Below are 14,520 nucleotides of genomic sequence, written 5' to 3'. Positions count from 1 at the left end.
AGAGAAAGAGATGGAGTAATTAACTAATTGTCATTAAGCTTGCATTACCTCCCGCAGCAGCGGTGTTAATACTCAATGCTCTTTCATGTAATAAACGCTCTAACAATAGACCTATCTCACCACGAGAAAATCCTTGAACAGAAATTATCGCACCTTTGCGTTGAGCAATTTTCTGGCAAGTTTCACGCAATTGATCACCATCACCATGGTAAATCACTGCATTTATTTTCAGTGACTCATCATTCCAATTTTCAGTCAGCGTAATGGCTTTTCTAACAATATCAGGCAATTCACGATATGTTTTTTGTGAAAATAGGCTATTAACGACAACGGCATGACAACCAGAAGCGAGAACAGCGGCAATTTGAGTGAATACATCTTGTTCGTTATCTGAAATACAAAGTACGTTACCACAAGGGACTAATTGATAAGTATTACGTTCACCTGTAGGGCCTGGTAATACGCGTAATGTTCCTGCTTGGGATGCAAGAGCATATTTTTCTAAAGCTTCATAATGTGATTTATCCGTTCTGCTTGATAGCCACTCCATATACTTATGATAAGTCTGTAATAACGAATTACGCATAGAAGTATCAAGAGGAAGTGTTTCATCTTGGCGTGCTAGTGTTTGCGCTGCGGCATTTTCAGGACGTTTAGATAACAAGCGATACAGATAAACAGGACCGCCTGCTTTTGGTCCTGTACCAGATAATCCTTCACCACCAAAAGGTTGAACACCCACAACTGCACCAACCATATTGCGGTTTACGTATAAATTTCCCACTTTGGCATTTGAGGCAACATAAGCAATTGTTTCATCAATACGCGTATGAACGCCCATTGTTAGCCCATACCCTGTTGCATTAATCTCTTCTAGTAATGCAGGTAAATCTTGGCTTGCATAACGTACAACATGTAACACAGGGCCAAAGATTTCTTTCTTCAATGAACTGACTTTATCTAATTCAATTAAAGTCGGTTGAACAAAGGTACTGTTATTCTCGATGTGTTTTGACAGACTATTGTGTGACGCTTGATAAATATCGAAGCCTGTTGTGCGCATTGATTGGATATGCTTCTCTATGCCTGATTTTGCTTCTTTATCGATAACAGGGCCAATATCTGTGGATAGCAAACTTGGATCACCGATTGTGGCTTGTGCCATCGCACCTTTAAGCATCTCGATAGTATGATCAGCCACTTCTTCTTGAATACATAATAGGCGTAAAGCAGAGCAACGCTGACCCGCGCTATCGTAAGCAGATGCCATAACATCAGTCACCACTTGCTCTGTTAATGCAGATGAATCAACAATCATAGCATTTAAGCCACCAGTTTCTGCCACTAAAGGTACAGGGTGACCTTCACTGTCTAATCGACCTGCTAAGGTCTTTTGTAAAATATGAGCCACATCTGTTGAACCTGTAAACATCACGCCACGAACACGCTCATCAGCCACTAAACGTGCACCAATGGTTTCTCCTTGTCCTGGTAGCAGTTGTAGTGCAAAAGAAGGGATACCTGCTTGATGGAAAAGTTCAACGGCTTTTGATGCAATTAAAGGTGTCTGCTCTGCGGGTTTTGCAAGAACGGTATTACCTGCTGCTAAAGCTGCCGCAATTTGTCCGCTGAATATCGCTAATGGGAAGTTCCAAGGGCTGATACAAACCACAGGCCCTAAAGGACGATGTGTGTTGTTATCAAAATCATGAGCGACTTGAGCCGCATAATAATAGAGAAAATCAATGGCTTCACGAACTTCAGCAATCGCATTGCTATAAGTTTTACCCGCTTCACGCACCAATATTCCCATAAGTGATCCCATTTGCTGCTCCATTAATTCCGCAGCACGGATCAAGAATGAAGCTCTTTGCGCTGGTGGTGTTGCAAACCAGATCTCACCGTTTTCTTGAGCAATGGTTAAGGCAAAATCTGCCTCGGCTTCTGTGGCTTCTCTTACTGTACCTACAATATCCGCATGATTGGCTGGGTTTAATACAGATTGAGGTTCTTGTCTTTTTTCTGAAGAATTAAACGTATCACCTAATAAAGGTTCGCAATGTATATTTTCGGTTGCTGATGTTAATAAGGCACTAGAAAGCGAAGCCAAGCGATGTTCGTTTGACATATCAATGCCCGGTGAGTTTTTGCGTTCATCACCATACAGTTTATTAGGAAGCGGAATTTTAGGATGAGAAAGCCCAATTTGGCCTTCTGTTTGAGCCATTCTATTCACTTCTTTGACCGGATCTGCCACCAATTCATCAAGAGAAATTGTGGTATCAGCAATTCGGTTTACAAATGAAGTATTCGCGCCATTCTCGAGTAAACGACGTACCAAATAAGCAAGTAATGTTTCATGAGTCCCTACTGGTGCATAAATACGACAAGGGCGACCTAATTTTCCGTCTGCTATTTTACCGACAACTTGAGCATAAAGGGGTTCACCCATACCGTGTAAACACTGGAACTCATATTGTCCAGGATAATAGTTTTGACCTGCTAAATGATAAATTGCTGACAGTGTGTGTGCATTATGTGTCGCGAATTGCGGATAAATAAAATTAGGTGATGCGAGTAGTTTTTTCGCACAGGCAAGATAAGAGACATCGGTATACACTTTGCGAGTATAGACTGGATAATCTTCAAGACCGTCAATTTGAGCGCGTTTTACTTCGCTATCCCAATAGGCGCCTTTTACTAAACGGATCATTAAGCGACGACGACTACGGCGTGCCAAATCAATCACATAATCAATAACTAATGGACAACGTTTTTGGTAAGCCTGAATAACAAAGCCAATACCATTCCAACCTGCTAATTCAGGTTCAAAACAGAGTTTTTCAAGTAAATCGAGTGAAATCTCAAGTCTATCTGCTTCTTCCGCATCAATATTAATACCAATATCGTATTGCTTTGCTTGTAATGTTAATGAGAGTAGGCGAGGGTAAAGCTCTGACATAACTCGCTCATATTGAGCACGGCTATAACGAGGATGTAATGCTGAAAGCTTGATAGATATTCCCGGGCCTTCATAAATACCTCTGCCATTAGAGGCTTTACCAATTGCGTGGATCGCTTGTTGATAAGAAACTAAATAATCCTGAGCATCTTTTTCTGTTAATGCTGCTTCCCCTAACATGTCATAAGAGTAGCTAAAGCCTTTTTCTTCAAGTTTACGCGCATTCGCGAGTGCTTGAGAAATAGTCTCACCGGTCACAAATTGCTCACCCATTAAACGCATCGCCATATCAACACCTTTACGGACTAATGGCTCGCCACTTTTGGTGAGAATGCGATTTAAAGAGTTAGACAGTTTTTCTTCATTATGTGTAGAAACTAATTTACCTGTGAATAATAAGCCCCATGTAGCCGCATTCACAAACATAGACTGACTTTGTCCTAAATGTGAACGCCAGTTTCCATGACTGATTTTATCGCGGATAAGTGCATCACGAGTGGCTTTATCTGGAATGCGCAATAAAGCTTCTGCTAAACACATAAGGGCAACACCTTCTTGTGAAGAAAGTGAGAATTCCTGCAATAGACCTTGAACTAACCCTGATCGTCCAATACCATTTTTCTGTTTACGTAATTTTTCGGCAATGGAATAGGCTAATTTATGCGTTGCTTGTGCCTCATTTTCAGGTAAGGTCGCTTGTTGTAATAGCATCGGTACTGCTTGTATTTCAGGGGTGCGATAGGCAGAAGTAATTGCTGAGCGTAAAACAGACTGTGGGTGAATATGTTCAGCAAATTCCAAGAAAGGCTGATAATGAGCGGTTGGTGTTTCAGTGCTTTCATCAATATCTTGCTCTGTAAATGTTGAGTTACCAAGATTAACCTGATCATTTTCAACTTGTTCTAGATAATTGAAAATAGCCTGTTTAATTAACCAATGCGATGTTCTATCTAGTTTCTGTGCAGCTTCTTTTAATCTATTGCGGGTTTCTTCATCAAGTCTAACACCCATTGTTGTGCTACTCATGCAGTGCTCCTCATATTCTATTTCTAATTCACAAGTACAGTTACCCGTTATTTTTATTAATATCATTCATGTTGCAACTTTGTGCAACATTGTTAACAATTTATTTATAAATAATGTGAAAGTAGTCAGGTTTTGTGGGTGATTAAAAGTGATCTAATTTATTTTCTCTATATATTTATATATAAATCAATAAATTATATTTATTTTGTTGATGTTTATATTTATAATACACCCTCGAATTAAGACAAATAGTGTGAAGTCATATACAAAATTTAAACATTTAGACGTTAATTTCTTGTTAAATGCAGTTAACCTATTCTAGGATTGATGTGAATGCTTTATCTGTTGCTGTAAGAAATTATTTTAATTAAAAACTGAAAAGATCATTAATGCGCAACGAAGTGCAACGTTCCTGTACAAGTCAAAAGCATACCGATGATCGGAAACAGATTTATGGAGAACTGCAATTATGGCTTTAACTTCGCCAATGCTAATTACATTTACGATCTATATCTTGGGTATGCTTTTTATTGGCTACCTTGCTTATCGTTCAACAAAAAACTTTGATGATTATATTCTTGGCGGTCGGCGATTAGGCAGTGTAGTCACTGCGTTGTCAGCGGGTGCTTCAGATATGAGTGGTTGGTTATTAATGGGATTACCTGGCGTGGTATTTTTCGCTGGTATTTCAGAAAGTTGGATAGCTATTGGACTCTGTTTAGGCGCGTGGCTAAACTGGCGTTTAGTTGCAGGGCGTTTACGTTTGCAAACTGAAAAAAATAATAATGCATTAACGTTGCCCGATTATTTGACATCGCGTTTTGATGATAAAAGCAAAATGCTACGTATCATTTCAGCGTTAGTTATTCTTACCTTCTTTACTATCTATTGTGCATCAGGCGTGGTTGCTGGTGGAATGCTGTTTGAATCTACGTTTCATATTCCTTATCACGAAGCGATGATTTATGGTGCGCTTGCAACTATCGCATATACCTTTTTAGGTGGCTTTCTTGCTGTAAGTTGGACAGATACCGTTCAAGCGACTTTAATGATCTTTGCTCTGATCCTAACACCTATTATTGTTATTTTCTCAGTGGGCGGCATTGATACTTCTGTTGCTATCATTAAAGCAAAAGATCCCTCTTATTTGGATATGTTCAAAGGGCTTGATTTTATTGCGATTGTTTCGTTATTAGCATGGGGATTAGGTTATTTTGGGCAACCTCATATTCTTGCACGTTTTATGGCGGCCGATTCTAATCAAACTATTCGTAAAGCACGTCGTATTGGTATGACGTGGATGATCCTCTGTTTAGGTGGCACGGTTGCGGTTGGATTCTTTGGTATTGCTTACTTTGAAATGAATCCAGCACAAGCGGGCGCTGTAACAGCTAAAAATGAACGTATTTTTATGGAGCTGGCTTCACTGCTCTTTAATCCATGGATTGCGGGTATTCTGTTGTCTGCAATTCTAGCTGCGGTAATGAGTACATTAAGCTGTCAATTATTAGTCTGTGCAAGTGCGTTAACTGAAGATTTATACAAGCCATTTATTCGTAAAAGTGCAAGCCAAAAAGAGTTAGTTTGGGTAGGGCGTGGCATGGTGTTATTAGTTGCGATAATCGCAATCTTCTTAGCGCGTGATCCAAACAATAAGGTGCTTGATTTAGTGAGTAACGCGTGGGCAGGTTTTGGTGCCGCTTTTGGTCCTGTGATCCTCATTTCTGTAATGTGGAAACGTATGACTCGTAATGGTGCATTTGCTGGAATGTTGATTGGTGCTTTAACCGTGTTAGTGTGGATGCAATATAAATGGTTTGGGTTATATGAAATAATTCCTGGTTTTATCTTCGCCTCTATCGCTATCGTTGTCATCAGTTTAATGGGTAAAGAGCCGAGTAAAGAAAACCAACAACGCTTTGATGAAGCTGAAACTCAATATCGTAATACATAATAAAATATAGAAAATTAGAACAATAAAAGGCCACTTTATTTAATAAGATGGCCTTTGTTATGTAAATTTATTATAAATTTAAAAGAGAGTATAATTTATAACACTAGTAACTTATTCATAATATTCAAATTTATTATATAAAATTGCTGTGCTGGTATCGATTATTTTGCCATCTTTTCTAACTTCACTTACCATATTCCATGTTAAGCAATTATTATATTTATCCCATTCTTGGCAAGTACTATCATACTCTCTTATATCGTCATACAAACTCGTAAATATTTGTATTTGATGTAAGATTTTACCATCTTCGCCATAATTAAATTCTAACATTACTTCATTATTATCAATTGCTTTTAAGAGGCGGCCTTTATTATCATAAGAATAATAAATTGTACTCCCTTGATTTTCAGCGCTAGATTCAATAATTGTTTCTGATGCAATCTTACTGTCATCATAAACAATTTTTGAAAAATCGGTTCCTATAAGTGTTCCATCTCCATCATAGAAATGAGAAGTTTTATTTATTAGCTGGTTTTGACTATTTTTACCATATATTTCATTAAGATAGAGAGTGTAGACTTTGTGTAAGCTCTTCAGCTGGTATTTATATTTGATATTATAAGGTGTTGACATTCTTACAAGATTTGTTTCAATTCGCTCATGAATATATTCTTGCGTAGAAGAATCAAATTTAGTGAGAGAGCCACATTCATCAAATTGTATTTCACCTTTATAGGCTTTAAATCGACCTTTTTCAGGTAATGTACTAGTGATAATGATGGATTTTATAGGCCCATAATAAAACTCTAACAGAGTGGGCATATTATTAGACTGGTTCACCTGTTTTTGTAGATCTTTACAAGATGTTGATGTCGCAAATGCTGGGAGTGAAATAAAAAGTGTGTATAGAGAAAAAATAAAAAGAAGTGATAATTTCATATAATGCGTCATCTTAAATTTTATTAAAAGAGAACATGTTATAAAGCATATTCATCATTAATTGATTTAAGTAGTTTTACATAAATTGTTTTTTAATGAAAGTATCAAGAATAAGTATCTAACCATAGATAAGAAGATATGTAATAAATATAAAAACCAGTCTATTTTTGATAGTCTGATTTTTATATTATTAACTTAAATTTGATACGAAAATATAATGTAAATATTATTCGTAGTAAATAAACTCGTTATGAAGCATGGCTTTACTGAAATTAATCACTTCATCATTAAATTTAATCGTACTTTCAAGTTCCTCTTTTGAACAATTAGCAAATTTGTCCCATTCAAGGCAAGTAGTGATAAAGGCTTTATCTTCTCCATTAACGCCTTTGATATAGTTTGATTGAGTAACGACTTTTCCTTTTGGATCATACTGATACTCTACGTTTATTTTACCGTCTTCTATTACGGATTGTAGTTTTCCTTGAGGATTATAGGTGTACTCTGTTGTGATAGTCTCAGTTGTAGGATCAGATGATTTACTTGTTTCTTTAATAATGCGCCCATCTTTATAGTCGAATTGGCTGGTGATTGTATCCAGTAAAGTGCCATCATCTGCATAATATTGAATTATTTTTTTGTTGAACCGATTCTGTCCATCTTTATGATAGGTTTCTTGCATATAGATAGAGTGTGAACCATAGCCATTTTTTATCTGAAATTGATATCGGATAACAGAAGGATTATTAGGCAATGTTCTTATTAAATTAGTTTCTACATTACCTTCAAAGTACTCTTGCATTGATGTGCTATCTTTCAATAACTTTCCACATTCATCAAAGTAAATTTCACCTTTTAGTGCTTTAAAACGCCCGTCATGGGGTATAGTGCTTGTCATCGTGACTGATTTAACAGGGCCGTTGTAAGAACTGAGCAATATAATGTTGCTATTGGCAATATTGGTTTGCTTTTCAATATCAGTACATTGAGTCGTCGCAGCGGTTGCTGGCAATGAGGATACCGCATAAAGGGAAAGGGAGATAAGGAGTTGTTGTAATTTCATAAGACCGTCCATGTATATTATATACTCGTCATACTTCAAGCTACAGCGTTGTTGCCTACGTTCATTCACACTAGTCACATACTTATGTATGCTCCTAGTGACTCATTCACTTGTCGCCTAGCTGTAACTTGAATTATTTAGAGTATAAGTAGTACATAAAATATAGGTCTAGTATAGATAAAATCCTATATAATTCAACGATACATAAAGGTAAGAAATATATTTTGGTACGATCAAAATTGTTTTTTGGGGCGTGAATATGTTAAACGCATTTTCTTTTATGACTGATACGGCAACTCTAGCCATTTTTGATTTAAAAGCGATCCGGCATAGAAAATCAGATACAGCAGATTGGTGGAGCATACCTGATGATGAGCTAGATGAAATGAACAAAGGTAATATCGCATTTATTGGTTTGGGTAATGATGGTTTCTACACTATTAATCTATGCGATAAAATTGAAGATCCAGATGTAAAAATAAACATACATTGTCCATCTGGTGAAATCTTTCTTGGTGCGGGAGAGGATACAACTGGCGGTAATTTAGAGCCAGATGATCCACAATATCGTGCAGGGGAAATTATTTTTCTTCCAGTAGGATATTATGACGTATCATTAAAAAAGGTAAACAGCCTACTTTTTATTTCTATCATTTACAGTAAAGTGAGAATAAATAAATTTGAGAATGTTTTACGTTTATATTAAAGGAGTATATAAATGATAACGTAATGGTAACAATTTGAAAATACTATTATTTTAAGCGCTATTCTTGTTTTTTTATTAATAAGTTAATAAATGTAGATTAAAAAAGTATGGTTATATTAAATACAATATAACGAATGTGGTGATTATAAATAAAGTTAATCAATTTACTAAATTTTAATTTATTAATATGGTTTAAATATCACTAAAAGAAAAAATAATATTTCAATAATAAAATAAAGAATGGGAAAGATTTTTTTAAATTTAATTAATCAATTTATTGTTCTTGTTTTATTAAAAATGACAAATGTCAATTTGAACTGGATTAATATAATTTTTAATATTAATCCTAATAAAATTAATAAATATCTTACCAAAAATACGTAATAGTCATATTTAGATTATAAGAATATACTTAAAATAGAAAAATGTATACGTATTAACCTCTATACTCGGTGAATTTAGTTGCATTTTATGAGTAAATAAGCTGATAATTATACATACTTAAATATTAGTACGTAATAAACATGAAATAAGGTTATTAATAAACTTATTTCGTGTTCGCCTTTTTATATTACCAATACAATAAACTAGTCTTATTTTGATATATTACCGGAGAGTTTTATTATGAATAAAATACTTCTTGCTACTGTTATAGCAGGTATTTTTTCTTCTACCGCTTTTGCAGCTTCTGATAATACCATTCGTTTCCAAGGTGAAGTTTCTGATGAAACTTGTACTGTAACTGTGAATGGTAATTCTGCACTTCCTGTTGTTTTATTACCTACTGTTCCTGTTACAGCATTAGACACAGCAGGTAAAACTGCAGGACAAACACCATTTACTATCGCAGTGAGTGGTTGTACTGGTTCTAAACCAACAGATACAAATATTAAAACCATTTTTATTGCTAATAATCTGACAACAGAAGGTCGTATTGGTAATACAGCAGCAAATAACAATGTTAGCTTAGAAATTATTGATCCTGCGAAAACAGGCACCAAAATTGATTTAACTGGTGTAGGTAACGAAGGTTTAGTATTAAAAGCAAACGAAAAAGCAGCATCTTATGATTATGCTGTACGTTATTATGCCGATGATGTTGCAACAGCAGGTAAAGTAGAAGGTAGTGTGCAGTACTCTATCTCTTATCAATAATGCTTATATGTCTCCTTTATATAAAGGAGACATTTTTCTATTTATATAAGAGGAAGATAAGTAATGAAAAAAATAATACTGCTAATTGTCGTATTTTTCTTAAGTTATAGCACAGCATCATATTCTAGTGTCACTATGCTAAAAACACGTATTGTTTATTCATCGGATTCACGCTTTGAAGTTTTAAAGTTTATGAATAACGATGAAATTCCCTACATTATGCAAATATGGGCGGATAAAAATAATCCTAATTCGACCCCGGATAATGCAGATGCGCCTTTTGTTATTCAGCCCCCCGTGTTTCGTATCGATCCTAAAACAGGGAGAGACGCACGATTAATTTATACTGGTGAAGGTTTGCCACAAGATAAAGAATCTATTTTCTATTTAAACGTAGCACAAATCCCACCTAAAGATTTGAATAAAGATATAAAAGAAGGAAATAGCTTTACGGTTATTGTGCATCATCGATTAAAAATATTTTATCGCCCAACAGCGATTGTCTCTCAGTTAAATAATATCGAGAAACAAATATCTTTCTCAAAAGAAAGTAATGGCAATATAAAAGTTAAAAATGATTCACCTTTCTTTGTGTCATTTGCACAACTTGAGGCCACTAATGCATCGGGACAAAAATTTATATTTAAATCAACTATGGTTTCTCCGTTATCAACGGAAGTATTAGTCGCTGAAAATGGCGGAAAGCTTTCATTTTCACCCGATAAAATAACCTATAAATACCTTAACGATCTAGGTGGACAAAACAGCGTGACAGATTTAATTCATTAATAAAAATGGCATTGAAATGAAAGTCATAGAAAAAAGTACAGCACAATTAAATAAGAGAATAAAAGTCGTACTCTTAATCGGCTCATTTTCTCTATTTATTCAATCAATGACTTCTGCATTTGCTGATGATTATGAATTTGATCCTTCTTTATTATTAGGTAACAAAAATAATATCAACATTAATCAGCTTCATGATAGTAATTATGTAGAGCCTGGTGATTATGATGTTGACATTTACATTAATAATCGTTTTTTTGAAAGAAAAACTGTGCGTTTTCAACTAAATGATAAAGGCAAAGTGACACCTTGTTTTAATCAACAACAAATTGATGAAATGGGGATCTTGCTGGAGAACGAGATCAGTCAAGATAATAGTCAATGTTTAGTATTAAACCAAATTAATACAAACATTGTAGATTCGTTTGATGCTTCTAACTTTAGAATAATGATTGCAGTGCCTCAAATCTTATTAAAACGAAGACCACAAGGCTATGTCAATGAAGACGATTTAGATGCGGGCAACACTATGTTGTTCACCAATTATTCGGGTAATTACTATAAGAATAAATCGAACGGACAAACTTCAGACTATGGTTTTGGTAGTGTCAATATGGGCGTAAATCTGGGAACTTGGCAATTTCGCCAACAAGCATCTTACTCTTATAATTCATCAAAATCGGGAAGTAATAGTGACTTTAATTGGATAAGAACTTATCTACAAAAACCATTACTGACATTAAAGTCAATGTTAGTTGTCGGCGATATTTATACAACAGGCGCACAATTTTCTAGTCTGGCATTTAAAGGTATTCAATTAATGTCTGATGAAAGAATGTTGCCAGATTCTCAAAAAGGTTATGCACCTATTATTCGTGGTATTGCGACGACTACCGCCCGTGTAGTGATAAAACAAAACGGCACTGAAATTTATCAAACAACGGTATCACCTGGACAATTTGAAATAAACGACCTTTATCCAACCAGTTATGAAGGGGATTTATTAGTCGAAATCAACGAAAGTAATGGCAAAGTTTCTTCTTTTACAGTGCCATTTACCGCATTACCTGAGTCAGTAAGGGCTGGTCGCTTTAAATATAACTTTACTGCGGGTGAAGTGAATAACTTTGGTTCAGAAAATAGTTATTTTTCAGATGTTGCTTTGCAATATGGTGTGAATAATACGGTAACGCTAAATACAGGGATGCGTGTAGGTCATCAATATCAGGCAGTATTTGTCGGCTCTGTTATTGCTACAAAATTAGGGGCGATAGGTTTTAATTCAGCCTTTTCAAATGCTGAAGTCGGCGGTAATAATTATCAAGGTGGACGATTAGGTATTAGTTATAGCCGTACTTTTAGCCCAACCAATACCGTTATTACACTCGCAGGTTATAAATATTCAACAGAGAATTTCCGCGAATATAATGATGTCTTGGGATTGAGAAAAAGTGTAAGCAATGATATGGAATGGAATTCCAACAGTTATAACCAAGAAAGCCAGTTTACACTGAGTGTTAATCAGTCTCTTGATAAGTGGGGGCAACTTTATATTTCAGGCTCTATCAGTAATTATTATGGTAATAAAGGACATGATGCCCAGTATCAAATCGGTTATTCCAATACCTATAAAGATATTGCTTATAGCCTCGCCTATAGCCGCCAAAAAACGGGGCAAATGACGGCAAATAATACTTTTACATCAATAACAACCGATCCGATATCGGAAGATATGGTGATGTTATCTGTTTCTATGCCATTAGGACGCTCTGATTATTCGCCAATGCTATCATTATCTTCTAGTCATTCTAGTGATGATTCAAGTTACCAAACGAATTTATCAGGACTTTTAGGGGAAGATAAAACACTTTCTTATAGTGTAAATGCAGATTACGACACACAAAATAGAGCGGTAGGCAGTGGTTTGCATTTAATTAAACAGCTTCCTTTTACTACGTTATCAGGCAGTATCTCTAATGGTAAACGTTACACTCAAGGTAGCGTGGGTATTCAAGGTGCGTTAGTTGCACACAGTGGCGGGGTAACATTAGGGCCTCGTATTAGTGATTCTTTTGCTTTAGTAGAAGCAAAAGGTGCAAGTGGTGCGAGGGTGAGTAATGGTATGGGGGCACGCATTGATCCTTTTGGTTACGCTATTGTGCCTTCCCTTGTTCCTTATCAATATAACAATGTTAGTTTGGATGGGAAAAATATTAGAAATAATAATATTGAGCTACTGGAAAACACTAAACAAATAGCACCGTATTCAGGTTCAAGTACCAAAATCGTTTTTAAAACCCAAGTCGGATATCCTGTATTGATTTCGGTTAAGCCTGAAAGTCCATTGGTATTAGGTGAAAATGTTTATGATAAAGATAGGCATATTGTTGGCATGGTGGGACAAAGTAACCAGATTTATGTCAGGGTTGAAAATAGAAAAGGGACACTGACCGTCGGTAAAGATGAAGATAGCTGCCAAATCGATTACTCAATACCAGAAGAAAAAGAAGCCGATAAACTCATTTTATTATCAGGTCAATGCTTATGAAATTAAATCGCTGTTTACTTTCTTGTCAGTTCTCTATTTTATTGGCGTTGATGCTATTTTCTTCTTTAGCTTCGGCAATATGTTATAAAATAACAATCACCACGACGAATCCCAATAGTGTACTTTATACCGAGCCTGGTAAAGGTTCAGCGAAAAATTGGCAAGGTGCACGGGATGATTCAGGATCAATGGGAAGTACCCCTAAAGTAATTAATGTTAATAACGATCAGTTTCAAATTCCAGGTACATTAGTGGCGAGTGGCTTTGTCTCTTTTTTTGAGGCGGGTTATGAAGTTTATGATCCTGAACAAATATTATTTCGTTGCACAGCTGATGAAGAGGGTAAATTAAGAGAGTTCTATTCAACGAATGGTGACTATAACTATGGTGGCAAAAATTTAGTTAATCCAGCTTTAGGATTACAAGAAACATATATTAGTCTCGCAAGAGGATTAGGTATCCGTATTAAAAATACTGTTACGGGTGAATATTATAGCCGCTATTGGAAATCGCGACCATTAACAAATTTAGAAAGAGATAGCCAAGGGTGGATCTTAGTAAAAGCAAAAGACTTCTCTAATATGGAAGTGGAGTTATTTAAGATTAACTATGAAAGAACAAGCGATATGCCACCCGCACAATCAAGTAGCGGACTAATTACATTTATTAACCAACCAGCAGGTTATATCGCTTTTCAAAGCTCTAACTTCTCTTATTTATTAAAAGATGGTACAGATCACGCTACAAATTATCATGGCTTTTATGCTTATTGGCCTGCTGCTGTAAATATGTCTCGTCGTATTTATATTCGTAATGTGTCCACTTGTTTTGTGCGAAATGTTACGCCTTATGTTTCATTCCCATTGGTCACTATTAATGAGTTAGCAAGTGGCAAAAAAGTGACTTTACCTATTACTATTGATTTTTATTGTCAATTAGCACCACCTGCGAACGATGGCATGAGTAATATTTCCAGCGGAACGGGAGCAGGGCAAACCGCAATGGGATTTTTACCTAGACCTACAAATGTTAACAAGGCAATTGAATTAGGATTAACAGTACCTAATGGTGCCGCAATTACTCATTTAGTGACAGACGGTTATGGTACTGACTCAAATATGGAAAAAGGGGTTGGTGTAAGAATATATCGCCCATCAGGTATGCCATTAAACTTGTTATCAACATTAGCTAATGAAGGGCAAGGTGAAGGTTATGGTTGGTATCCTATTTATGATGATGCTAGTTCAGTCTCATATAATAATGGTATTGCCGATTTAACTAAAACATTATATGCCTCATTAGAAGCGTTACCGAGAGAGAAAATAACTGCTGGTAAATTTAATGCGACATTACAAGTAATTATACAGGTGCAATAAAT

The 14,520-nt window shown here is 35.7% G+C and carries 9 protein-coding genes; 6 read left to right on the top strand and 3 right to left on the bottom strand.

All coding sequences use genetic code 11. From position 1 onward, the window contains the following. Positions 1 to 19: 19 nt before the first annotated feature. A complete protein-coding gene (putA, locus tag ACWPWK_RS02900) occupies positions 20 to 3,988 on the bottom strand; it encodes a trifunctional transcriptional regulator/proline dehydrogenase/L-glutamate gamma-semialdehyde dehydrogenase (RefSeq protein ID WP_109374191.1) in 3,969 nt (1,322 codons plus the stop codon). Positions 3,989 to 4,457: 469 nt separating this feature from the next. Here putA and putP point away from each other — a divergent pair, with 469 nt between their 5' ends. Next, complete coding sequence (gene putP / locus ACWPWK_RS02895; protein ID WP_109374192.1) at positions 4,458 to 5,942, top strand: sodium/proline symporter PutP; 1,485 nt, start codon at positions 4,458 to 4,460, stop codon at positions 5,940 to 5,942. A 111-nt stretch (positions 5,943 to 6,053) separates the two neighbouring features. On the opposite strand, the gene ACWPWK_RS02890 is transcribed toward putP, so the two are convergent. Both ACWPWK_RS02890 and ACWPWK_RS02885 read right to left on the bottom strand, forming a co-directional pair. After that, complete coding sequence (locus tag ACWPWK_RS02890; protein WP_109374193.1) at positions 6,054 to 6,884, bottom strand: hypothetical protein; 831 nt, start codon at positions 6,882 to 6,884, stop codon at positions 6,054 to 6,056. Positions 6,885 to 7,110: 226 nt separating this feature from the next. After that, positions 7,111 to 7,947 carry a hypothetical protein gene (locus ACWPWK_RS02885; RefSeq protein WP_162558390.1) on the bottom strand — a complete coding sequence of 279 codons (837 nt, stop codon included), beginning with the start codon at positions 7,945 to 7,947 and terminating at the stop codon, positions 7,111 to 7,113. Between the two features lie 259 nt (positions 7,948 to 8,206). Here ACWPWK_RS02885 and ACWPWK_RS02880 point away from each other — a divergent pair, with 259 nt between their 5' ends. From ACWPWK_RS02880 to ACWPWK_RS02860, 5 genes are all read left to right on the top strand, one after another. Further along, positions 8,207 to 8,653, top strand: coding sequence for a DUF6386 family protein (locus ACWPWK_RS02880; protein ID WP_109374195.1), 447 nt, complete (start codon positions 8,207 to 8,209; stop codon positions 8,651 to 8,653). A 624-nt stretch (positions 8,654 to 9,277) separates the two neighbouring features. Then, positions 9,278 to 9,808 (top strand): fimbrial protein, encoded by a 531-nt coding sequence (locus tag ACWPWK_RS02875; RefSeq protein ID WP_109374196.1) that lies wholly within the window; start codon positions 9,278 to 9,280, stop codon positions 9,806 to 9,808. A gap of 63 nt (positions 9,809 to 9,871) precedes the next feature. Beyond that, entirely contained in the window at positions 9,872 to 10,597 is a 726-nt protein-coding gene (locus ACWPWK_RS02870; RefSeq protein ID WP_109374197.1) for a fimbrial biogenesis chaperone, read from the top strand. A 16-nt stretch (positions 10,598 to 10,613) separates the two neighbouring features. Further along, positions 10,614 to 13,142: a fimbria/pilus outer membrane usher protein gene (locus ACWPWK_RS02865; protein ID WP_109374198.1), complete on the top strand. Its 2,529-nt coding sequence runs from the start codon at positions 10,614 to 10,616 to the stop codon at positions 13,140 to 13,142. Next, positions 13,139 to 14,518, top strand: a complete 1,380-nt coding sequence (locus ACWPWK_RS02860) for a fimbrial protein (protein ID WP_244185082.1) — start codon at positions 13,139 to 13,141, stop codon at positions 14,516 to 14,518. The genes ACWPWK_RS02865 and ACWPWK_RS02860 overlap by 4 nt, the downstream gene beginning before the upstream one ends. Positions 14,519 to 14,520: the final 2 nt, after the last annotated feature.

Source organism: Proteus sp. Marseille-Q3619, assembly GCF_965283115.1.
The sequence above is the reverse complement of the archived record's forward strand: the minus strand, read 5'-3'. Positions and strand labels throughout refer to the sequence as shown.

Coding starts and splice junctions, on each gene's coding strand:
- putA (WP_109374191.1), bottom strand. CDS start 3,988: ATGAGTAGCACAACAATGGGTGTTAGACTTGATGAAGAAACCCGCAAT.
- putP (WP_109374192.1), top strand. CDS start 4,458: ATGGCTTTAACTTCGCCAATGCTAATTACATTTACGATCTATATCTTG.
- ACWPWK_RS02890 (WP_109374193.1), bottom strand. CDS start 6,884: ATGAAATTATCACTTCTTTTTATTTTTTCTCTATACACACTTTTTATT.
- ACWPWK_RS02885 (WP_162558390.1), bottom strand. CDS start 7,947: ATGAAATTACAACAACTCCTTATCTCCCTTTCCCTTTATGCGGTATCC.
- ACWPWK_RS02880 (WP_109374195.1), top strand. CDS start 8,207: ATGTTAAACGCATTTTCTTTTATGACTGATACGGCAACTCTAGCCATT.
- ACWPWK_RS02875 (WP_109374196.1), top strand. CDS start 9,278: ATGAATAAAATACTTCTTGCTACTGTTATAGCAGGTATTTTTTCTTCT.
- ACWPWK_RS02870 (WP_109374197.1), top strand. CDS start 9,872: ATGAAAAAAATAATACTGCTAATTGTCGTATTTTTCTTAAGTTATAGC.
- ACWPWK_RS02865 (WP_109374198.1), top strand. CDS start 10,614: ATGAAAGTCATAGAAAAAAGTACAGCACAATTAAATAAGAGAATAAAA.
- ACWPWK_RS02860 (WP_244185082.1), top strand. CDS start 13,139: ATGAAATTAAATCGCTGTTTACTTTCTTGTCAGTTCTCTATTTTATTG.